At 46.9% G+C, this 21,232-nt stretch carries 20 protein-coding genes; 10 read left to right on the forward strand and 10 right to left on the reverse strand.

Annotated features, from left to right (window positions below; translation table 11 throughout):
* The first annotated feature begins 197 nt into the window (after positions 1-197).
* Both V7S65_RS00270 and V7S65_RS00275 read left to right on the forward strand, forming a co-directional pair.
* Positions 198-1,019 (forward strand): thymidylate synthase, encoded by an 822-nt coding sequence (locus V7S65_RS00270; protein WP_079468810.1) that lies wholly within the window; start codon positions 198-200, stop codon positions 1,017-1,019.
* Positions 1,020-1,027: 8 nt separating this feature from the next.
* Positions 1,028-1,519, forward strand: coding sequence for a dihydrofolate reductase (locus V7S65_RS00275; protein ID WP_079468809.1), 492 nt, complete (start codon positions 1,028-1,030; stop codon positions 1,517-1,519).
* Positions 1,520-1,536: 17 nt separating this feature from the next.
* Here V7S65_RS00275 and dnaG read toward each other — a convergent pair whose 3' ends face one another.
* Positions 1,537-3,513 (reverse strand): DNA primase, encoded by a 1,977-nt coding sequence (gene dnaG / locus V7S65_RS00280; RefSeq protein WP_111579563.1) that lies wholly within the window; start codon positions 3,511-3,513, stop codon positions 1,537-1,539.
* 144 nt (positions 3,514-3,657) lie between these two features.
* Here dnaG and V7S65_RS00285 point away from each other — a divergent pair, with 144 nt between their 5' ends.
* Positions 3,658-4,830 carry an acetyl-CoA C-acyltransferase gene (locus V7S65_RS00285; RefSeq protein WP_111579564.1) on the forward strand — a complete coding sequence of 391 codons (1,173 nt, stop codon included), beginning with the start codon at positions 3,658-3,660 and terminating at the stop codon, positions 4,828-4,830.
* A 268-nt stretch (positions 4,831-5,098) separates the two neighbouring features.
* Here the strand turns inward: V7S65_RS00285 and V7S65_RS00290 are convergent, their stop codons facing one another.
* Positions 5,099-5,707, reverse strand: coding sequence for a hypothetical protein (locus tag V7S65_RS00290; RefSeq protein ID WP_079468806.1), 609 nt, complete (start codon positions 5,705-5,707; stop codon positions 5,099-5,101).
* 156 nt (positions 5,708-5,863) lie between these two features.
* Here V7S65_RS00290 and V7S65_RS00295 point away from each other — a divergent pair, with 156 nt between their 5' ends.
* Complete coding sequence (locus V7S65_RS00295) at positions 5,864-6,889, forward strand: pyruvate dehydrogenase complex E1 component subunit beta (protein WP_262488110.1); 1,026 nt, start codon at positions 5,864-5,866, stop codon at positions 6,887-6,889.
* Positions 6,890-6,966: 77 nt separating this feature from the next.
* Here V7S65_RS00295 and cysM read toward each other — a convergent pair whose 3' ends face one another.
* The 3 genes from cysM to V7S65_RS00310 form a co-directional block, all read right to left on the reverse strand.
* Positions 6,967-7,848 (reverse strand): cysteine synthase CysM, encoded by an 882-nt coding sequence (gene cysM / locus V7S65_RS00300; protein ID WP_079468804.1) that lies wholly within the window; start codon positions 7,846-7,848, stop codon positions 6,967-6,969.
* Between the two features lie 4 nt (positions 7,849-7,852).
* Positions 7,853-8,665, reverse strand: a complete 813-nt coding sequence (locus V7S65_RS00305; RefSeq protein ID WP_336386589.1) for a serine O-acetyltransferase — start codon at positions 8,663-8,665, stop codon at positions 7,853-7,855.
* 98 nt (positions 8,666-8,763) lie between these two features.
* Positions 8,764-8,913, reverse strand: coding sequence for a GrpB family protein (locus V7S65_RS00310; protein WP_336386588.1), 150 nt, complete (start codon positions 8,911-8,913; stop codon positions 8,764-8,766).
* A 102-nt stretch (positions 8,914-9,015) separates the two neighbouring features.
* Between V7S65_RS00310 and V7S65_RS00315 the strand changes: the two genes are divergently transcribed.
* Both V7S65_RS00315 and V7S65_RS00320 read left to right on the forward strand, forming a co-directional pair.
* Complete coding sequence (locus tag V7S65_RS00315; protein ID WP_079468801.1) at positions 9,016-10,200, forward strand: sigma-54-dependent transcriptional regulator; 1,185 nt, start codon at positions 9,016-9,018, stop codon at positions 10,198-10,200.
* 12 nt (positions 10,201-10,212) lie between these two features.
* Entirely contained in the window at positions 10,213-10,860 is a 648-nt protein-coding gene (locus V7S65_RS00320; RefSeq protein ID WP_336386587.1) for an alpha/beta fold hydrolase, read from the forward strand.
* Between the two features lie 7 nt (positions 10,861-10,867).
* Here V7S65_RS00320 and V7S65_RS00325 read toward each other — a convergent pair whose 3' ends face one another.
* On the reverse strand, positions 10,868-11,755 hold the full coding sequence (locus V7S65_RS00325; RefSeq protein ID WP_336386586.1) for a MerR family transcriptional regulator: 888 nt from the start codon (positions 11,753-11,755) through the stop codon (positions 10,868-10,870).
* A 158-nt stretch (positions 11,756-11,913) separates the two neighbouring features.
* Here V7S65_RS00325 and lepB point away from each other — a divergent pair, with 158 nt between their 5' ends.
* The 3 genes from lepB to V7S65_RS00340 all read left to right on the forward strand — a co-directional run bounded on the left by lepB (position 11,914) and on the right by V7S65_RS00340 (position 14,172).
* On the forward strand, positions 11,914-13,113 hold the full coding sequence (gene lepB / locus V7S65_RS00330) for a signal peptidase I (RefSeq protein ID WP_336386585.1): 1,200 nt from the start codon (positions 11,914-11,916) through the stop codon (positions 13,111-13,113).
* A gap of 109 nt (positions 13,114-13,222) precedes the next feature.
* Positions 13,223-13,711, forward strand: coding sequence for a cytidine deaminase (locus V7S65_RS00335; RefSeq protein WP_079468797.1), 489 nt, complete (start codon positions 13,223-13,225; stop codon positions 13,709-13,711).
* Positions 13,712-13,788: 77 nt separating this feature from the next.
* On the forward strand, positions 13,789-14,172 hold the full coding sequence (locus V7S65_RS00340; protein WP_079468796.1) for a hypothetical protein: 384 nt from the start codon (positions 13,789-13,791) through the stop codon (positions 14,170-14,172).
* Positions 14,173-14,358: 186 nt separating this feature from the next.
* On the opposite strand, the gene argS is transcribed toward V7S65_RS00340, so the two are convergent.
* From argS to V7S65_RS00360, 4 genes are all read right to left on the reverse strand, one after another.
* Positions 14,359-16,287, reverse strand: coding sequence for an arginine--tRNA ligase (gene argS / locus V7S65_RS00345; protein ID WP_079468795.1), 1,929 nt, complete (start codon positions 16,285-16,287; stop codon positions 14,359-14,361).
* A 106-nt stretch (positions 16,288-16,393) separates the two neighbouring features.
* Positions 16,394-16,969 (reverse strand): porin family protein, encoded by a 576-nt coding sequence (locus V7S65_RS00350; protein ID WP_111579571.1) that lies wholly within the window; start codon positions 16,967-16,969, stop codon positions 16,394-16,396.
* A gap of 81 nt (positions 16,970-17,050) precedes the next feature.
* A complete protein-coding gene (locus V7S65_RS00355) occupies positions 17,051-17,536 on the reverse strand; it encodes a GNAT family N-acetyltransferase (protein WP_079468793.1) in 486 nt (161 codons plus the stop codon).
* A gap of 65 nt (positions 17,537-17,601) precedes the next feature.
* Positions 17,602-18,969, reverse strand: a complete 1,368-nt coding sequence (locus tag V7S65_RS00360; protein ID WP_079468792.1) for an OmpA family protein — start codon at positions 18,967-18,969, stop codon at positions 17,602-17,604.
* A gap of 268 nt (positions 18,970-19,237) precedes the next feature.
* On the opposite strand from V7S65_RS00360, the gene dnaK reads away from it, so the two are divergent.
* Positions 19,238-21,145 (forward strand): molecular chaperone DnaK, encoded by a 1,908-nt coding sequence (gene dnaK, locus V7S65_RS00365; RefSeq protein ID WP_079468791.1) that lies wholly within the window; start codon positions 19,238-19,240, stop codon positions 21,143-21,145.
* Positions 21,146-21,232 lie beyond the last annotated feature (87 nt).

The following is a 21,232-nucleotide window of genomic DNA, read 5'->3' on the forward strand; positions in this document are numbered from 1 at the left end:
GTTGTGATCCTTGCCGCAAGGGGAACTATAGGTTTTTCATCATCATCGCTGATGGCAAGGACTTCTCACTAAGCCGATCTTGTTGTAACGTAAAATGCTATAGCAGATTACGAAAATTTAAGGGTACTTCCGCTTTTTTTCTTTGACTTAAATATGTTATATTTTTTCAACTGGAAAACTTCGTAAATTGCGACCTTATGGAGCAGTATTTATCTTTATTACAACATATTATACGGGAAGGCGCTGTAAAAACAGACCGCACCGGCACCGGCACTACCAGCTGTTTTGGCTACCAGATGAGATTCAACCTGCAGGACGGTTTCCCGGTGGTGACCACCAAAAAGCTGCATCTCAAATCGATTATATATGAACTGCTCTGGTTTTTAAGAGGAGATACCAATACCGGCTGGCTGAAAGAACATGGCGTGAGCATCTGGGATGAGTGGGCCGACGAAAATGGCGACCTCGGACCGGTGTACGGAAAGCAATGGCGCAGTTGGGAAACCCGCAGCGGTAAGGTAATAGACCAGATCACTGAAGCCGTAAATACCATCAAAAATAATCCTGACTCCCGCCGTATTATTGTGAACGCCTGGAATGTGGGTGAACTGCCGGAAATGGCGCTCAGCCCCTGTCATTGCCTGTTCCAGTTTTACGTAACTCCTGCAGATACTGCTAAAGGGGAAACCCGTGGCAAACTGAGCTGCCAATTGTATCAGCGCAGCGCCGACGTATTCCTGGGCGTACCTTTCAATATCGCGTCTTACGCATTATTAACCATGATGATGGCGCAGGTGTGCAACCTGGATGCCGGCGACTTTATCCATACTTTTGGTGATGTGCACCTGTACAGCAATCATATAGAGCAAGCCAACCTGCAGCTGGGCCGGCAACCATTCCCGCTTCCGGTAATGAAGATCAACCCGGAGGTAAAAGATATTTTCTCCTTTAAGTATGAAGATTTTGAACTGGTAAATTACCAGTTTCACCCGGCCATTAAAGCACCGGTAGCCATATAACTTCCCATATGCGTATATCCATTATCGTAGCCGCTTCGGAAAATAACGTAATCGGTATCAATAATATGTTACCCTGGCGTTTGCCGCTGGATCTTAAATATTTTAAATCCACCACATTGGGAAAACCCATTGTAATGGGACGTAAAACATTTGACTCCCTCGGTAAACCACTGCCCGGCCGGCCTAATATAGTAATCACCCGTCAAACGGATTTTCAGCCGGAAGGTGCGTATGTAGTGCGTTCTGTAGAGGAAGGTGTTGAAAAGGCAAAATCTTTCGGTGGTGATGAACTGTTTATCACCGGTGGCTCCCAGATTTTCGAGCAGGCGTGGCCGTTAGTAGAGCGCATCTATCTTACCCGCGTATACGCAGTGGTTCACGGGGATGCTTTTTTCCCTCAGCTGGATGGGGCAGAATTTGAACTGGTAAGTGATGAACGCCATGAGGCAGATGAAAAAAATCAGTATCCTTTCTCCTTCCAGGTATGGGAGCGGATTTAAGCTACTAACGCGAACACTTACTTGAAAATAACGGTACCCATACCGTTGGTAAGTTCTTTCTCCAGGGAGTTGAGGTGTTTCTGCATTTCAAGACAGCTTTTAGCCGCTTCGTAGTCGTTATCCTTGAAGGCCTTTTGAACTTCGGCCTGATTTTCATAGATTAACTTTTTCACTTTCCGCAGGATCAGATAGTTGGTAGTGGAGAGCGTATCTTTTAAATATGCATCGTCGCCATAAACAGTATCTATTTCAAATTGTTCTTTCCATTTCATACTGAGATCGGCTTCCTGATCTTCCAGGATATTGGCAATCTCTTTTGAAAATTGCTGATCTTCATGATAAAGAAACCAGCGTTTATCCTGGAGATTCCCTGCATCATACAAAGCTTTGTATTCCCTTAAAATCCTTTTCACCAGCTCACTTTCCGCCAGCGCCTCAAAATCGTAGGGAAGATGGAACACATAATCTGCTACAGTACTATTATCTTCTTCTTTAAAAGGCTTGTCGCCAAAACGTAACAGGATTTTTACCAGCGCCTTTTCCTGCTTTTCATGCCCGTTGATGAGCGAGTCAACCGAAATGCCTGTTTCGGCCGCTTCCATTGCGGCAATTGCTTCTTCACTCAGGTCATCATCACTGGGTGCGGGATTGTTACGCGCGTATGCCTGCTCGCGTTTAACGAGGCGGTCGCGGATAAATTTATTGACCAGCTGGATCAGCCCCTGCTCATCGATATGGAGTAACTGGCTGCATTGACGGATATAATCCTGCTGCCGGGTAAAATCTTCCGCCTTATCAATTTTGGAAATGGTTTCAGCGATTTCATTTACCAGCTGCGACTTTTTATTACTGTCGGTGCCGGCTTCCTGCATGCTGAGCTGCAGCTTAAACAGTACAAAGTCCTGCTTGTTATCTTTAATGAATTCGCGGAACGCTTCTGCCCCTATCTTCTGCACATAGCTATCCGGATCTTCTTTGTCCGGCAGCAATACCAGCTTCACATTCAGCCCTTCTTCAATAGCCATGTCCAGTCCGCGGAGCGCTGCTTTCACCCCGGCGCTGTCGCCATCATAAAGGATGGTGAGGTTATTGGTGTATTTCTTAATCAGCCGCAGCTGGTCCTGTGTAAGGGAGGTACCACTGGAGGCCACCACGTTTTCCACACCTGCCTGGTGCAGGGAAATTACGTCGGTATAACCTTCTACGAGCAGGCACTCATTGAGTTTATCGATGGCGTGCCGTGCAAAGTAGGTACCATACAGTACCCGGCTTTTTACATAGATTTCGTTTTCGGGAGAATTGATGTATTTGGGCGCCCGGTCTGATTTTACCAGGATACGTGCGCCGAAGCCCAGTATTTTTCCGGACTGGTTATGGATCGGGAAAATCACCCGGCCGCGGTAGTTATCGGCAGGTTGATCGTTGCGAATGGTAACCAGTCCTGTTTTTTGCAGGTATTCCAGGTTGTATCCTTTGTTCAATGCCGATTTGGCAAAAGCGTCAAAGGTATTCAGACAGTAGCCCAGCTGGAACTTTTTGATGGTTTCTTCCGTAAATCCTCTTTCTTCAAAATAACTCAGGCCCACATTCTGGCCTTCCTCTTTATTAAAAAGGGTATCGGTAAAGTATTCACGGGCGTAGTTGTTGATGATAAACAAACTATCCGCCATCAGCTGGTGCTGCTTCAGTTCCGGGCTTACTTCCGTTTCCTCCAGTTCTATCTGGTACCGTTGTGCCAGCCACCGGAGCGCTTCTACATAGGAGTACTTTTCATGCTCCATGATAAAGCTGATGGAATTGCCGCTGGCGCCGCAACCAAAGCATTTATAGATTTCTTTGCCGGGAGATACGGTGAAAGAAGGGGACTTTTCGTTGTGAAACGGACACAGGCCCAGGTAGTTGGCGCCTCTTTTTTTCAGCTTAACGAAGGAACCCACAATTTCCACAATATCAATGCGGCTGAGGATCTGTTGTATGGAGTTCTGAGATATCACGGTTTGGTAAATGCAACTGCAAACATACGGGAAAATTAGGATTTGGAGAGAAGGAGGGTAGTATATCCGTGTGGTTGCTGTTCCCGGCAACTTTTCCTTATATTTGGTAGATTATAAACTAGCCAAATCAATCTTATTTATCAGATGAAAGAAGTATTTATAGTAGCTGTGGCCCGCACCCCTATCGGTTCGTTCAATGGCGCACTGGCAAGCATTCCGGCCACTCAGCTTGGCGCACACGTTATTAAGGCGGCACTGGAAAGGGCTGGTATTGCCCCGGCAGAAGTAAATGAAGTATATATGGGCAATGTGCTCAGCGCCAACCTCGGCCAGGCGCCTGCCAATCAGGCGAGTCTCGCTGCAGGCGTGCCCAATAATGTTCCCTGTACCACTGTTAACAAAGTATGCGCTTCCGGCATGAAAGCTATTATGCTGGGCGCCCAAAGTATTATGCTGGGCGACAACGACGTAGTAGTTGCCGGTGGCATGGAAAACATGAGCGCTACGCCTTACTACCTGGATAAAGCCCGTACCGGTTATAAACTGGGGCATGGCGCTATCACCGACGGTATCATCCGCGATGGCCTCTGGGACCCCTATAAGGATTTTCACATGGGCAACGCAGCAGAGCTATGCGCCACCGAATACAAAATTACCCGGGAAGACCAGGACGCTTACGCGATTGAAAGTTATAAACGCGCAGCAGCAGCCTGGGAGAAAGGATATTTTAAAGATGAAGTAGTGCCGGTGCAGGTACCCGGAAAACAGGTAGTAACAGTATCTGAAGATGAAGACTACAAAAAGGTCATCTTTGAAAAAGTACCTTCCCTGAAACCAAGTTTTCAGAAAGATGGAACCATCACTGCTGCCAATGCCTCCAACATCAATGATGGTGCTGCAGCTGTAGTGCTGGTAAGCGGCGAAAAACTGAAAGCGCTGGGATTAAAGCCACTGGCAAAGATCATCAGCTTTGCAGATGCTTCGCAGGCGCCGGAATGGTTTACCACTACGCCGGTAAAAGCCATCAACAACGCGCTTACCAAAGCCGGGCTGAAAATCAGCGATATGGACGTGGCAGAAGTGAACGAAGCATTTTCCTGCGTGCCTATTGCCAATGCGAAAGACCTGGGGCTGTCGCTTGATAAGGTGAATGTATGGGGCGGCGCCGTGGCAATGGGGCATCCTATTGGGTGCAGCGGTGCGCGCATTGTGGTAACGTTGAATGCTATCCTGCATCAGCAGCAGGCGCGTTACGGCGTTGCAGGGATTTGTAACGGTGGTGGCGGCGCCAGCGCAATTATCATAGAAAGAGTTTAATGATAGGTCGTCAGTTGATGGTTGTTGAAAAACCATCAGCTGATTTTGATCTGGTAGCGAACCGGGCAGTTATACGGTTCCCGGTTACCTGGGTATTACTTCCCGGATACTTCTCCGGTACTTCTCGGATACTTAGGAGTCGTCTATGTGTCGTATTCCCCATACAGTTCCTATACAGTCCCCATACACTCCCTATACTCTCCCCATACTGTTCCCATACACTCACCATACACTCACCATACACTTCCAATACACTCCCCATACACTATCAATAAATAGCAATCACCGTATCTATGCTGTTTACCTGTATCCTGACACTGTCTTTTCCCCGTTTTGCCATCTTCAGCGATTGCAGTGCTGCCTTCGGTTTTACCACATCTGGTACTATTTTCTCAAAAAACAGGTATTTGTCTTCCACCAGGCTGTAAACCGGGTAGGTGGATAATATGCCGGTGCTTTTCGTTTGCAGGGCGTAGTCGTCGTCGATATTGTAGCGGTGAAACTCGCTGTCCGACAGCAGGGTGATGGCAGCTACCAGGGTGAGGGTACGCAGTGGTGGCAGGAGCAGGCCAAGCAGCAGCACAAACGGAAACCCGAAGAAACCGGTCAGGTAGGCGTACCGGGCGTCGTTATCCGGCTTGGTGAGGCCGTAAATAAGCATGCCGGTACCTGCGTAGAGGGTAAAGAACACCCGTTCAGTTTGGGTGCCTTTGAAGCCGTAATCATTCAGCATCAATAATACGCATAAGAGCGCAAAACAGCCAAAAATCAGGTGCAGGTACCACAGGAGTGCCTGTAGTTCCGGCGCTTTTGCCTTTTTAATTTTACAGGAAAGGGCGGCTAAAAAGCATAAGGTAAGGATAGTGATGGTAATCATGACAGCGGGTAAAGTTGTTGGCAGGTCTTAATAAAGTTTGAAATATAAATATATGTATTTATTTTAATTAATACTATACACACTGCTTGTCGGAGGTATAATAATTATTAATCGGGTGTTTGCTTTGCTTTTTCGCTAACAAACAATATTTTTGCCCTGCCTTTCAATAAGGCATTTAAACTTTCAATTAAGAATAGCATGCGTCAGATAGCTTTCAGACAAGCCTTAAGAGAAGCCCTGCAGGAGGAATTTCGCCGTGATGAACGGGTATTCCTTATGGGGGAGGAAGTAGCCGAATACAATGGTGCTTATAAAGTGAGCCAGGGAATGCTGGATGAGTTTGGTCCAAAACGTGTTATTGACACGCCGATTGCTGAACTTGGATTTGCTGCTATCGGAGTAGGTGCTGCACAGAACGGCCTGCGTCCGGTGGTTGAATTCATGACCTGGAACTTCGCTGTACTGGCGTTGGATCAGATCCTCAATACTGCTTCAAAAATGCTGGCAATGAGTGGCGGCCAGGTGGGTTGCCCGATCGTTTTCCGCGGACCAAACGGTTCTGCCGGACAATTAGGTGCACAACACTCTACTGCATTCGAAAGTTACTACGCCAACATCCCGGGCCTGAAAGTAATCTCCGTTTCCAATCCATATGATGCAAAAGGTTTGCTCAAAGCGGCTATCCGCGACGACGATCCGGTTGTTTTCATGGAAAGTGAACTGATGTATGGCGATATGGGTGAAGTTCCTGAAGAAGAATATATCATCCCGATTGGTAAAGCAGATATCAAACGTGCCGGTAAAGATGTAACCATCGTATCTTTCAACAAAATGATGAAAGTAGCGCTGGGTGCAGCGGAAGAACTGGCAAAAGAAGGTATCGAGGCAGAAGTAATCGATCTCCGTACCATCCGCCCGCTGGACTGGTTCACTATCCTGGAATCTGTGAAGAAAACAAACCGCCTGGTAATTGTGGAAGAACAATGGCCATTCGCAAGTATTTCTTCCGAAATTACTTACCGTATCCAGAAAGAAGGTTTCGACTACCTGGATGCACCTATCCGCCGTATCACCGCACAGGATGCACCTATGCACTACGCGCCTAACCTGGTTAAACAATATCTGCCGGATGTGGAACGTACCGTGAAACTGGTGAAAGAAGTGATGTACATGAAGAAATAGCAACCGCTATAAGTATAAAAAAGAAACGGAGCGAAGATTTTCTTCGCTCCGTTTCTTTTTATCTCTTTAAATATTTATCAGGAAAACAGATCGCTGGAAAGGTACCTGTCGCCACGATCACAGATGATACTAACGATCACACCACTACTTAACTCCTTCGATACCCGCACTGCCGCTGCCACAGCGCCGCCGCTGCTCATACCGCAAAATACCGCTTCTTCTTTTGCCAGTCTTTTGGTCATGATCCTCGCTTCTTCTTCTGAAATATCCATAATACGGTCTACCCTCGGTTTTTCAAATATTTTGGGAAGATAAGCCTCCGGCCATTTGCGGATGCCCGGGATTTTTGAACCTTCTGTAGGCTGGCATCCCACAATCTGTACTGCCGGGTTCTGTTCTTTTAAATAGCGGGATACTCCCATAATAGTACCGGTAGTGCCCATTGCGCTTACAAAGTGGGTCACTTCCCCGTTGGTATCTTTCCAGATTTCCGGTCCGGTAGTTTTATAGTGCATGCCGTAGTTATCGGGATTGGCAAACTGGTTGAGCATATAATAGCCGCCCTTCTCCATCTGGGCATTGGCGTAGTCAATAGAGCCTTCCATCGACAGCTCCTTTGGCGTGAGCGTAACTTTTGCACCATATACTTCCATGGTGAGCACCCGTTCGCGGGTGGCGTCTGCAGGCATTACCAGCTCTATTTCAAGTCCGAAAATACTGGCAATCATAGCCAGTGCAATACCGGTATTACCGCTGGTAGCTTCTATCAGTTTCATGCCCGGTTTAATATCGCCCCTGTCCAGTGCGCCTTTGATCATGCCATAGGCGGCCCTGTCTTTTACGCTGCCGGCAGGATTGTTCCCTTCCAGCTTGGCGAAAATTTTAACGGCCGGGTTAACGGATATCTTCTTTAATTCTACCATCGGCGTATTGCCGATCAGATCTATGATGGAAGCCATTGTACTAGTCCTGGTTTGTATCTGAAAATTTATGTTCTGCTTTGTAATAGATCCGGGAGAAAGGTTCCACACTTTTAATCAGCCACACATTCCCGCCTATTACACTATGATGGCCTATCACCGTATCTCCGCCAAGAATGGTGGCGCCGGCGTAAATCACCACATGCTCCTCAATGGTCGGATGGCGCTTGCTGCGCGCCATACTCTTCTCAATGCTCAGTGCACCCAGTGTTACGCCCTGGTACAGCTTTACATGCGGTCCTATCACGGTGGTTTCCCCGATCACAATGCCGGTACCATGATCTATGCAGCACCACGGTGCAATTACGGCGCCCGGATGAATATCCACTCCTGTGCGTGAATGCGCCAGCTCCGTGATCATCCGGGGTAATACCGGGACCTTCAGCTGGTACAGGGCATGCGCAATGCGGTAAAAGGCAATGGCGTAAAACCCGGGATAGGCACGGATTACCTCGTATAAACAGGATGCCGCCGGATCGCCCTGGTAAATGGCCGAGGCATCTTTTGTCAGTTCATCATATATTACCGGTACTTTATTCATAAAGTCGCGGCTCAGGCCCGCGGCATCTGCGGGCAGCTGATTTTCCATTGATTGCAGCAATTGCTGCAACTGAGCTTCCAGTTCATGGCCAAAACGCTCCAGCGCCACCGGATCAGCAATTACCTGACCGGTATGTTCAGGGAATAACCAGTTTAACAGGTGGCTCACAAATTCATCTACTGCACCCGTGGCAGGATAGGCGTTCGCCGCTGCCAGCTGGTGCCGCCGCTTCAACTCTTCCAGAAAATCATTCATATGCGGATCGAATTACAGGTATTGGCACTTTAATAGTTACTGAAATTACGCATTAATCCTGTAAAGGTAGTAGACTGTCTGCTAATATTCAAGCCTTCTTATCTGCCCGGATATAGGCCACTTGTAGAACCAATGTGGTCAATAGCCAGCACGTATTCACCGGCCGCATCGCCCGGCTCCCGGGCTATTTCGAGGAATTCTTCCGGCCAGCGCGGACTATATGGTAATATCTCAATTGTTTCTGACATGTTAAATGATCCCTGATATAATGCAATTTTAAGGGATTAATCTTTATTTTTGCCCGTTGTATAAAAGGCAGGTATTGCCGGTCGTACAAAATAAAACTGATTATGGCTAACATTTTAATAATAGACGACGAAAAAAGTATTCGTAAAACACTCACGGAAATTTTAACTTATGAAGGTTATAAGGTAGATGAGGCCGCGGATGGTATGGAAGGATTTAAAATGTTCCAGGCAAAGTCATATGATGCCGTTCTTTGCGATATCAAAATGCCTAAAATGGACGGACTGGAGTTTCTCGAGAAAGCCCGTGAGGTGAACGGAGATATTCCTATTATCATGGTTTCCGGCCACGGGAATATTGATACGGCAGTAGATGCGGTGAAAAAAGGCGCCTATGATTATATTTCAAAGCCGCCGGATCTGAACCGCTTACTCATTACCCTGCGTAATGCAATGGATAAAACCACCCTGGTTACCGAAACCAAAACCCTGCGCCGCAAGGTGAATAAGGTGCCGGAAATGATTGGTCAGTCCAGCCCGATCCTGAAAATTAAAGAAACGATAGAAAAAGTAGCACCCACGGATGCCAGGGTACTCATCACCGGAGATAACGGGGTAGGTAAAGAACTGGTGGCCCGGTGGCTGCATGAACGCAGTAACCGCGCCGCCGGCCCGATGGTGGAAGTGAACTGCGCAGCTATCCCCGGAGAGCTGATAGAAAGTGAACTGTTTGGTCATGAAAAAGGTTCCTTTACCTCTGCTGTAAAGCAGCGGATCGGAAAATTTGAACAGGCCAGCGGCGGTACCCTTTTCCTGGATGAAATTGGCGATATGAGTCTCAGCGCCCAGGCAAAAGTACTGCGCGCCCTGCAGGAAGGAAAGATCACCCGCGTAGGCGGAGATAAGGAAATAAGTGTAGACGTACGGGTAGTAGCCGCTACCAACAAAGACCTGCTGCAGGAAGTGGAAAACAAGAACTTCCGCCTGGATCTCTATCACCGTTTAAGCGTAATCCTGATCCACGTTCCTTCCCTGAACGACCGCCGGGATGATGTACCTTTGCTGGTAGACAGCTTCCTGGATAGTGTTTGCAGTGAATATGGCATTACCCGCAAAGTAGCAGATAAAGAGGCCATGAAGGCTTTACAAAACCACAACTGGACCGGTAATATCCGTGAGCTGAGGAACGTGGTGGAAAGGCTCGTGATCCTTTCCGGTAAAACCATCACCGCGGAAGATGTGGACGATTTCGTGGTGCCGAGCCGCGACAAAAGGAAAGTAAGCTCTTAACCGGCTAACAATATGCAAAAACACCTGTATCTGATCAGTGGGCTGGGGGCGGATGAACGCATTTTCAACAACCTGCGTTTTCCCTCCGGCTACCAGCTGCATCACCTGCATTGGATCCCTCCATTGCCGGATGAACCCATCAGCCGTTATGCGGCACGTATGGCCAAAAACATTACGGCTGATGGGACGGTTACCTTAATAGGCGTGTCTTTTGGCGGTATCATGAGCCTGGAAATAGCCCGGCACATCCCTGTAGAAAAGAACATCCTGCTATCAAGCATTAAACGAAGCTCGGAAAAACCTCCCTACTATAACTGGGTAAAGAAACTCGGCCTGCATAAGTTGCCCGACAGCCTGCTGTACCAGCGGCGAAGCGCTATTGTCAGGAAATTCCTCAACATTGAAACACCGGAAGAACGTACACTGGTAAACGAATATCTGGCGAAGCGTGATTACACTTATACACGATGGGCGGTAAATGCTATCCTGCATTGGGAAAACGAGCAGGTACCGGAAGGCGTGGTGCATATTCACGGTGCACGCGATATGCCTTTCCCGGTTAAATATCTTCAACCTACACACCTGATCCCCGACGGTGGCCATTTTATGGTGCTGAACCGCTCGGAAGCCATCAATCGTATCCTCGAAGAAGTGCTTTGAGAAATGGTCAGCCAAATGCCTGCAGCTCTTCCAGGCTTTTTATTACAAATACATTGGCAGGCAGCGGCATGGTCAGTTGCCAGGACTGTGGCCCCGATAACAGGATTTTAATGCCCGGGAACTGCTGTGAGAGTGTGGCAGCAAAGCGGTTCATTACCTGCTGCGTGACATTGGTAAGCAGATGGGTATAGATGTGGGTCACCGGACGGGCCGGGGCAAATGCTTCCAGGTCTGCCAGGGGGACATTGGCGCCAAAACTGGTGACCAGTTTGCCACTCTTCTTCAGCAGGTATTGTGCATATAACAAAGGTATTTCATGAAATTCTCCCTCCGGGAGAAATAACAGGTAATGGGCGGTAGCCTGTTGGTTCATCTGCTGGCCGTCGATAGCCGTCATTATTTTAGTACGGATAATATTGGAGCAGAAGTGTTCCTGTGCCGGAATCACGTTGCCGGTAAGCCATAGTACGCCTATCTTTTCAAGGAAAGGGTAAATGATTTTTGTAATGCAGTGTTCAAATCCCAGATGCAGTACCTGGCTGTAAAAAACGCGCTCAAAGCGGAAGTAATCGTAGTCGAGTGTGGCGGCAATCAGCTCATTTACCTGGAGGCCGGCGGAAGATCCTTCTGCGGCCAGCTGCAAGGATAGTTTATTCTGTTCCTCGTCCGACAAAGCAGCTATGCGCGAGATCCTGATCCCGTGATGATATAAATACGCAATACGCAGTAAGGTTTTCAGATCCTCCCCGTCATAGATCCTGTGGTTGGTATCCTTCCGCCTGGCGGAGAATAACTGGAACCGCTGCTCCCAGATCCTGATGGTATGCGCCTTTATACCGGTAAAGTTCTCAATATCCTTAATCGTAAATGTATTCAACGGAGGTATAGTAAACATCAAATTTAGGCAATTCGGCGTAGGGTACACCATATACCTAAAAATTATAATAAACAATCTTTTAATCTATTTTTAAGAAAACTTTTGTAAAGTAATAGCAACTGGCTAGCAACAGAATATTATATTTGCCTTTTTAAGCATCTAATAAGCGTAACTGAATGAACCTGGCATTTTGGAAAAAAAACAAAGACAGTCAGCCTAAGAAAAAGAAATCTGCGGTTAGAGAATGGTTAGACGCTGCGATCTTCGCTATTATAGCAGCCACGCTTATCCGCACCTTTATTTTTGAGGCCTATACGATCCCGACCCCTTCAATGGAAAAAACCTTACTTGTGAACGACTTCCTGTTTGTGAGCAAGATCAGTTACGGACCACGTATCCCAATGACTCCACTGGCAGTACCTTTTGTGCATCACACGCTGCCTTTCACCAAATCTGCCAAAGCCTATTCAGAGGCGGTAAAATGGAAATACAGACGTTTACCCGGTTTTTCAGCAATCAAGCGGTATGATGTAGTGGTATTCAACTTCCCGGAAGGAGATACCGTGGCCATTGATTCGCCCGATCCGAGCTATTATGGCATGGTGCGGCAGTTCGGCTGGCAGTCGGTCCAGAATTCTTACAAAATCATTCAACGCCCGGTAGATAAAAGGGAAAACTATATTAAACGCTGCATGGCCGAATCCGGCGATACGATCCGGATCATTAAAGGTGCAGTATATGTAAACGGACAGGCAGCGCCGGTTCCCCCTGGCAGCCAACATAAATATGTAGTGGAAACTACCGGCGATCAGCTTAACAGCAGCCGCCTGGAAGACCTGGGCATTGCTACTTCCGGTTCTGACTTCTACCAGCTGGATGCCAGCAAGTACATTTACAACCTCACACCGGCCAATGTTGCAGCGCTGCAACAATTTAAGCCGGTCGTAAAAGACATTAAAATATACCAGGAGTCTGATTTTACAGATTTCAATTACAATAACGTTTTCCCGCACGATACTGCCCATTTCAAATGGACAGAGGAAAACTTCGGTCCGTTGTATATTCCTAAAAAAGGCGTTACCGTTAAGCTGGATGAAAGCAACATTGCTTTGTACGACCGCATTATCCGCGTATATGAAGGCAATACACTGGAAAGAAAAGACGGTAAGTTTATCATCAACGGTCAACCCGCTGATAGCTATACTTTTAAAATGAACTATTACTGGATGATGGGGGATAACCGTAACAACTCCCTGGATTCCCGTTTCTGGGGTTTTGTGCCGGAAGATCACGTGGTGGGTAAAGCCTGGCTGATCTGGATGAGTTATGGAGAAGGCGGTATCCGCTGGAGCCGTATCTTCAGAAATATCAAGTAAGCAACCGCCCGAAATATAATTTAAAGTAAATTACGGACCGGCACTATGCCGGTCCGTCGTTGTCTTACCCCGACAACGGCTATACGAAGAACCCTTTTCAACTGTTGTTATGGAGAAACAATTGCTGCATATCGAATACGAGGTATATGATGATCTTGCTGGTCTTTCCGACGCTGATGCATGGCTGCTGAAGGAAGCAAGGGAAGTAACGGAATACGCTTATGCGCCTTATTCCCGTTTCCAGGTGGGGGCAGTGATCCGGCTGGCCAACGGTGAAATCATTGCCGGTTCCAACCAGGAAAACGCTTCTTATCCGATCGGGTTATGTGCAGAGAGAGTGGCGCTGGCTTCTGCTGCGTCGGTATATCCCAATATTGATATTGATACCATTGCCATTAGTTATAATAACCTCAATGGGGAGAGTACGCATCCTATTTCTCCCTGCGGGATTTGCCGGCAAACATTGTCGGAGTACGAAAGGAAACAGGAAAGCCCTATCCGGGTGATTATGGGGGGATTAAGCGGTAAGATATATGTGATCAGCCGTGCGAACGACTTGCTGCCCCTTTCCTTTAGCGGGGACGAGCTGGGTTTGTGATTACTACATATAGATAAGTTTTCATTTGCAATATATTCTTTATATATTTGTCCGGCGCCCCATAAGTGCTGCGACCTATGAAACCCTGTCAGCTATCAGTTAGTATCTGTTGTATTGTATTACTTACTGCAGTGTATAGTGAACCGGCAGCCTGTTACTTTGATAAAAAAGAAGTGAACTACCGTCCGGGGCTATACGTTTTCAAGGATACCCTGAAAAGAGTTAACCGTTATCAGCATCTGGCACACGACTTGTACGAAAGGAAACTTTTTAAACAGGCAATAGTGCAATGGAAAAAAGTTTTACACTTGCAACCTACCAATGCTTTTGCTATGTTTATGCTCGGAAAATCGTATATGGGTGCGGGTGAGCAGGAGAAGGGGGAACGCCTGTGCGATGAGGCCATCATAATGGGAGAACTACATGATAAAAATATTTGCCACAGTGTAGAGGGACTTTAAACAGCGCATAAAGGATAGGCAAGCTCCTTTTTCGCTGCGCTGCTTACTGTGGTATTTTCTTCGGCAATTTCGGCCACGGCGGCCGCAAGTTGCTAACGCTGCAACCCGTAAGGGCTGCAGCGTTTTAATGAAACAAAAAAGGAAGGCATTGCACCTTCCTTTTTCTGTTTATAACTTAAACCGTTATTACATTCTTTCCGGTACACGGATACCCAGTAATTTCATGCTTTGAGCAATAGTGTGGGCGGTGAGCATAATAATCTGTAAACGCAGCTTCTTCTTTTCTTCACTGGTTGCGCGGATGATGGAATAGGTAGGTACCCCTTCCACTTTCTCGGCATAAAAGGAATTGAATAACTGGGCCAGCTGGAACGCATAGTTGGCAATCACAGAAGGACTCAGTTCGCGGTACGACTCTGCGAGTATACCCGGAAACTGTTCGTTCAGGATGATCAGTTCCTTTTCCAGCGGCAGCAATTCTCCTTCGTAGGTGTACGCCTCCAGCCCTTCTGTTGTGCCGGCATCGCGGAGGATAGATTTGATACGCGCGTACGCATACTGGATAAACGGAGCGGTAAACCCGTGCAAATCGATTGATTCTTCCGGATTGAAGATCATTTTCTTTTTAGGATCTACACGAAGCAGGAAGAATTTCATGGCCCCCATGCCTACGGTATCATACAGTTCGTTGAGCTGTTCATCGGAAAACATATCCAGGTTTTTGCCGGATTGTTGTGTTTTTTCGGCGGCAGTATTCACCATTTCTGTAATCATATCATCTGCATCCACTACGGTACCTTCCCGGCTTTTCATCCGGCCATGCGGTAATTCCACCATGCCATAGCTGAGGTGGTGGATACCTTTGGCAGAAGGTTCTCCCAGTTTCTCCATAATCAGCTGGAGTACTTTGAAGTGATAGTTCTGCTCATCTGCCACTACATATACACTCTGGTCCATGTGGTACTGCTCATATTTCAAACGCGCCGTACCCATGTCCTGGGTCATATATACAGAGGTGCCATCTCCGCGGAGCAGCAGTTTCTGATCCAGCCCGTCGGCGGTCAGGTCTATCCATACAGAGTTATCTTCTTTTTTAAACAGTACGCCTTTCTCCAGTCCTTCGGCTACGAGGTTTTTACCTAACAGGTAAGTTTCACTCTCGTAGTACATCTGGTCGAAATCAATACCAAGCCGTTTGTAGGTTTGATCAAAGCCTTCGTACACCCAGCCGTTCATAGTAGCCCACAATTCCCTTACTTCAGGGTTGCCGGCTTCCCATTGCTGCAGCATGATCTTCGCCTGCTGCATGATCTCTGTTTTATTACGCGACATCTCTTTGATGTCGTCCATGATCTTGCCAGACTTTTCTTTATCATCTTTTACTTCCGGCTTATGCAGTGCAGTAACCAGCTTCTCCAGCTTTTCAGTTTCGGCGCTGTCGAAGTCACGGAAGTCATTTTCCAGTACGCGGTCAATGATAATTTCTGCCTGTTCCTTCACCACAGATTCAAACTTCACGTAGTAGTCGCCCACCAGGTGATCGCCTTTTATACCGGTAGATTGCGGGGTGTCGCCATGTGCAAACATTTGCCATGCCAGCATGGATTTGCAGATGTGGATACCGCGGTCATTTACCAGGTTGGCTTTGATCACTTCGTAGCCATTGGCTTTCATAATTTCAGCGATAGCATATCCCAGGAAATTATTACGCAGGTGACCGAGGTGTAAAGGTTTGTTGGTATTGGGAGATGAATACTCTACCATGATCCTTTTACCATTGGCAGGCTGTATCCCGATGTTTACGTCACTATAATGTTGCTGCAGGAATTTTGTCCAGTAGGTATCGTTAATGCTCAGGTTCAGGAATCCTTTTACTACGTTGAATCGCGCAATCAGTTCCGGATAGTGGGCAGTAAGGTATTCCCCGATACGTTGTGCAGTTTCTTCCGGTTTCTGCCGGCTGAATTTTGTAAAAGAGAAAACGACAATGGTATACTCACCTTCGAATTCAGGCTTGGTGGTATTAATAGCAATATCTGCTGCTGTTAACTGCTGATCGTAAAGTGAATTAATGGCGGCCACGGCGGCCGTTCTGATGGATTGTACAACACTCATGCTGAAAATGATTAATGCGAGGGGCAAAGATAGTTAATTAGCCGAAAGCAGCGAAGGTTGTCTTTATCAGACAACCTTCGCTTATCGGGAATATTTTATTCCTGCATTAAAAAGTGTAAAACACACCGATCTGTGCTACGGAGTTTTTGCTGTCCACTTTGTCGGAATCATACACATTGGTAAGTCCGAAATTATACCGGCCGCTGATACCGAGGCCCATATCGAACTTATAACCAAAGCCGAAGCCCAGTCCAAAGTCTACGGATTGCATATCATCTTTGATATCTACCGTTACGTCGCCGGATTTAACCTTGGCTGCTGTGAGAAAGCCTACCTGCGGGCCTGCTTCCAGGTAAAATTCAGGCACAATGGAATACTGCACCATTACCGGTACATTAATATAGTTAACCTTTACGGTGTTGGAAGTGGTTAACCATAATACACTTCTTTCTGCTTTGGTGCCCTGGGTAGAATACAATACTTCCGGTTGGATAGCCCAGCTTTTATCCAGCCCGATGTTAACAAGACCTCCTGCGTGAAAGCCTGCGAGGGTTTTGGAGCCGTCGGTATCGGTTAGTTTGGAGATATTCAAACCACCTTTAACACCGAACTTTACATTTTGTGCTTGTACTGCCAGCATAGTTCCAATGGCTAATACACCAGACAGAATAAGTTTTTTCATGATATGTTATTTTGTAAGCCCCAGTTGGCAAGAAGTGTGCCGGTTTACGAAGAGGAATAGAAATCCACCTGTTGAGGAAAACTACAAATCCTTCAGCATCCAGCTGTCACAGCCAAAATGGCCGGTATTACCCATCGGACCTGTCAGGTACCGGAATCCGAACTGTTCATATACTTTTCTGGCCCTGGCTAATTCGGGGGCAGTTTCCAGGTAGCATTGCGTGTAGCCGTTTTGTTTAGCGTAATCCAGGCATAAGGTGATTAGCTTGCCTGCCAGTCCTTTTCCGCGGGCTTCGGGGAGGAGGTACATTTTCTGTAGTTCGCATACGTGCGCTTCACCGCCATCCAGCGGGTGGATGCCGGCCCCGCCGATTATTTCATTGTTTGCCACTGCTACGTAATAAACTGCACGGGGAATATCAAACAGTTGGGAGAGGTGGTCGGTGGTAGGGTCTGAAAACGCAGTACCGGCCTTGTTCATGCCGAATTCTGTCAACGTGGTTTTTACTATATGGGCAATTGCCGGATCGTCTGCTGGCGCTATTGTTCTGATGATATATGGTTCCATAAAATGAAAATAGGGATTTTTTGATTTTTACATCAAAAAATCCCTATCATCTTATAGTCAGCCTGTTAGAATATTGTAAACTCTACTCTTCTGTTTTTCTGCCTGCCTGCCGCTGTTTTATTGGAGGCAATAGGTTGTGTCATACCATAACCTACGGCTTCAATTTTAGAAGCGTTCACGCCTTTTTCCACAAAATAGGCTTTAACGGATTCGGCTCTTTCCTTTGACAGGGCGAGGTTCCTTGATTTGCTGCCTACATTGTCGGTATGGCCGGCCAGCTTGAGGTTGAGGTTTTTGCGTTTCAGGAGTGCTGCCACCCTGTCGAGTGCAGGATAGGAGCTGGGCTTGATACTGGCCTTTGCAAATTCAAACTCCAGGTTCTGAATGGCTTCTCTTACAAGACGGTTGTCTTCTTCTGTAATCACTACTTTTTCTTCCTGCTTCACTACTTCCGGTACCGGCAGCGGACAGCCGGAACCATCTACTTTGGTATTGGCAGGTGTGCCCGGACATTTGTCGAAGAAGTCGGAAACACCGTCTCCGTCACTGTCTTTTGTCAGTTTATCCACATCAGCCGTCAACCTGGCATTGTTCTGATTGGCAGCATCCAGTGAGGCTGCGAGGGTGGTTTTCTGGGCTTCCAGCTCGTCGTACATCACTTTGGCCGGATTGGACCACTGTAGCTGTTTTTTGCCTTTCTTTCCCAGGGCAAATTCCAGTCCTGCGTAGCCATAGGAGTACTTATCCTTATTGGGACCGTAGTTGTAACCGTCGAGGTTATCACCGTCGGTGTAATACATGGTATAGCCCAGGTCCAGGTTAACAGCTTCTGACAGTTTGAATTTGAGCCCAGCGCCTACAGGAATAATCAACTCCTTGATGGCTTTATCTTCTGCTTTATAAGGAAAGCTGGTGTTATCATTCCTGGTTACGGTTGGTTTATATCCGGCCAATCCGCCGCCCACAGAGGCGTATAGCTGAACAAAGTTCTCCCGGAATAACCAGTTGACCGTAGTGATATTAAATACGGCGTTTAAAGTTCCTGACCAGTTTAGTTTGGTTTCGTAGGATTTATATGGTCTGACAGGAAGGGAGCCATTGCCGAGTTCCTTGCTGTTATCGGCCTGGAGTTTACCGCCTACATAATCGGCCCGGAGGGCAAAGAAGTGCAGGATCTGGTACTTCACATAGGCGCCGTAACCGGCAGACCCTTTCCACTTGGTGAAGTCGTTACTGCCACCGGTGGCAGCAACTGGCGCCAATACGCCGCCGTTTACGCCGATTGACCATGTTTTATAGTCACTGGGGCCACTGAATAATTTCGCTGTGGGTACAGCCGCGGAAGTGGCAGAAGGTTGATCCTGAGCCTGGCTCATCATTGGGGTGGTTGCTAACAACAAGCACGCAGCCCTCCATAAAATGGATGTGTTCATAAGAAATAACGGTTAGGTTACACAATTTGTACAATTATTAAAACAAAGGATCAGGAATAAAATAGCTTAAAGGAAGGCGAGGTTATGAACAAATTAAACGATACAGTTATTAGTAATCAGGTGTGTTTACCAACAGGCTAACTGCGATCTATGATCAAATATAGGGTACCTGACTGACATAATTTCATATTTTTTTGCTTGGCATAATCATTGACAAACCAACGACAAACACGAAAATACTTACAACTAAAGGATAATCTTTAATACTATGGGAAAAATAATAGGCATTGACTTAGGAACTACCAATTCATGCGTTGCCGTAATGGAAGGTAACGAACCGGTAGTGATTGCCAATGATGAGGGCAGGAGAACAACCCCATCTGTAGTGGCTTTTTTAAAGAACGGAGAAAGGAAAGTAGGTGACCCCGCAAAGCGTCAGGCTATTACCAACCCCGTAAACACTATTATGTCAGTGAAGCGTTTCATGGGCCGTCATTTTGACGAAGTTGCCAGTGAAGTGAGCCACGTTACATATAAAGTGGTAAAAGGGGACAACAATACCACAAGAATCGATATAGACGGCAGATTATATACTCCGCAGGAAATTTCAGCAATGATCCTGCAGAAAATGAAGAAAACGGCCGAAGACTACCTGGGCCAGGAAGTAACAGAAGCAGTAATCACTGTACCTGCCTACTTTAATGACGCACAACGTCAGGCTACCAAAGAAGCCGGTGAAATTGCCGGTTTAACTGTTCGCCGTATTATCAATGAGCCTACTGCTGCGGCATTGGCTTATGGTATGGACAAAAAACACCACGACAGCAAAATCGCTGTATTTGACCTCGGTGGTGGTACCTTCGATATCTCTATCCTGGAATTAGGTGATGGCGTATTTGAAGTAAAATCTACCAATGGTGATACTCACCTGGGTGGTGACGACTTCGATAAAGTGATCATGGATTGGCTGGCAGACGAATTCAAAAAAGATGAAGCAGTAGATTTACACAAAGATCCAATGTCATGGCAGCGTTTAAAAGAAGCTGCTGAAAAAGCAAAGATCGAATTATCTTCTTCTCAGGAAACTGAAATCAATCTTCCTTATATCACCGCAGTGGATGGCGTTCCTAAACACTTAGTGAAAAAATTAACCCGCGCTAAATTCGAGCAGCTGAGCGACAGCCTGGTGGAAAGAACACTGGAACCTTGCCGCAAAGCACTGAAAGATGCCGGTATGAACACTTCTGAAATCGACGAAATTATACTGGTAGGTGGTTCTACCCGTATTCCTAAGATCCAGGAAGTAGTAGAAAAATTCTTCGGTAAGAAACCTAATAAAGGTGTAAACCCGGATGAAGTAGTAGCCGTAGGTGCTGCAATCCAGGGTGGTGTACTGACAGGTGAAGTGAAAGACGTACTGTTACTGGACGTTACTCCGCTGTCACTGGGTATCGAAACAATGGGTGGTGTAATGACCAAACTGATCGAATCCAATACCACTATCCCTACCAAGAAATCTGAAACCTTCTCTACTGCAGCAGATAGCCAGCCTAGCGTGGAAATCAATGTACTGCAGGGTGAAAGGCCAATGGCTAACCAGAACAGAACCCTGGGCCGCTTTATCTTAGGTGATATTCCTCCTGCTCCGCGTGGCGTTCCACAGATCGAAGTAACTTTCGATATCGATGCCAACGGTATCCTGCACGTAACTGCAAAGGATAAAGGCACCGGAAAAACACAGAACATCAAGATTGAAGCTGGTAGTGGTTTGAGCAAGGAAGAAATCGAAAAGATGAAAGCCGAAGCAAAAGCCAACGAATCATCAGATAGGGAACAACGCGAAAAGATCGAAAAGCTGAATAAAGCAGACAGCCTGATATTCCAAACCGAAAAACAGGTGAAAGAATACGGCGACAAACTGCCTGCTGATAAGAAAGCAACTATCGAAGCGGCACTTGAAAAGCTGAGAGAAGCACACAAATCACAGGATAGTGCACAACTGGATACTGCTACCGCAGAACTGGAAGCTGCCTGGACTGCTGCTTCTGAAGAGCTGTACAAAGCCTCTCAGGGTCAACCGGAAGGTGGCCAGCCAAATGGCGGCCAGCAACAGGGCCAACCTCAGGGTGGTGGCAACGATGGCGTTACCGACGCAGAATTCGAAGAAGTAAAATAAGTGGATTTTGTCTTTCTGAGGAATAGACTGATTTACTTTTCAGATTATAAATGATTTAGGGAGATGTAAGCGGATAAACCCGTTTAT

Source organism: Chitinophaga sp. CCNWYY40 (assembly GCF_037483205.1).
In the GTDB taxonomy this organism is placed as follows: domain Bacteria; phylum Bacteroidota; class Bacteroidia; order Chitinophagales; family Chitinophagaceae; genus Chitinophaga; species Chitinophaga ginsengisegetis.

Excerpts from the sequence above, each read along its gene's own strand:
- V7S65_RS00320 (WP_336386587.1), top strand. The coding sequence starts at position 10,213 with ATGCAAAAACACCTGTATCTGATCAGTGGGCTGGGGGCGGATGAACGC.
- lepB (WP_336386585.1), top strand. The coding sequence starts at position 11,914 with ATGAACCTGGCATTTTGGAAAAAAAACAAAGACAGTCAGCCTAAGAAA.
- V7S65_RS00355 (WP_079468793.1), bottom strand. The coding sequence starts at position 17,536 with ATGGAACCATATATCATCAGAACAATAGCGCCAGCAGACGATCCGGCA.
- cysM (WP_079468804.1), bottom strand. The coding sequence starts at position 7,848 with ATGGCTTCCATCATAGATCTGATCGGCAATACGCCGATGGTAGAATTA.
- argS (WP_079468795.1), bottom strand. The coding sequence starts at position 16,287 with ATGAGTGTTGTACAATCCATCAGAACGGCCGCCGTGGCCGCCATTAAT.
- V7S65_RS00270 (WP_079468810.1), top strand. The coding sequence starts at position 198 with ATGGAGCAGTATTTATCTTTATTACAACATATTATACGGGAAGGCGCT.
- dnaK (WP_079468791.1), top strand. The coding sequence starts at position 19,238 with ATGGGAAAAATAATAGGCATTGACTTAGGAACTACCAATTCATGCGTT.
- V7S65_RS00315 (WP_079468801.1), top strand. The coding sequence starts at position 9,016 with ATGGCTAACATTTTAATAATAGACGACGAAAAAAGTATTCGTAAAACA.
- V7S65_RS00335 (WP_079468797.1), top strand. The coding sequence starts at position 13,223 with ATGGAGAAACAATTGCTGCATATCGAATACGAGGTATATGATGATCTT.
- V7S65_RS00275 (WP_079468809.1), top strand. The coding sequence starts at position 1,028 with ATGCGTATATCCATTATCGTAGCCGCTTCGGAAAATAACGTAATCGGT.
- V7S65_RS00285 (WP_111579564.1), top strand. The coding sequence starts at position 3,658 with ATGAAAGAAGTATTTATAGTAGCTGTGGCCCGCACCCCTATCGGTTCG.
- V7S65_RS00305 (WP_336386589.1), bottom strand. The coding sequence starts at position 8,665 with ATGAATGATTTTCTGGAAGAGTTGAAGCGGCGGCACCAGCTGGCAGCG.
- V7S65_RS00290 (WP_079468806.1), bottom strand. The coding sequence starts at position 5,707 with ATGATTACCATCACTATCCTTACCTTATGCTTTTTAGCCGCCCTTTCC.
- V7S65_RS00360 (WP_079468792.1), bottom strand. The coding sequence starts at position 18,969 with ATGAACACATCCATTTTATGGAGGGCTGCGTGCTTGTTGTTAGCAACC.
- V7S65_RS00340 (WP_079468796.1), top strand. The coding sequence starts at position 13,789 with ATGAAACCCTGTCAGCTATCAGTTAGTATCTGTTGTATTGTATTACTT.
- V7S65_RS00325 (WP_336386586.1), bottom strand. The coding sequence starts at position 11,755 with ATGTTTACTATACCTCCGTTGAATACATTTACGATTAAGGATATTGAG.
- V7S65_RS00310 (WP_336386588.1), bottom strand. The coding sequence starts at position 8,913 with ATGTCAGAAACAATTGAGATATTACCATATAGTCCGCGCTGGCCGGAA.
- V7S65_RS00350 (WP_111579571.1), bottom strand. The coding sequence starts at position 16,969 with ATGAAAAAACTTATTCTGTCTGGTGTATTAGCCATTGGAACTATGCTG.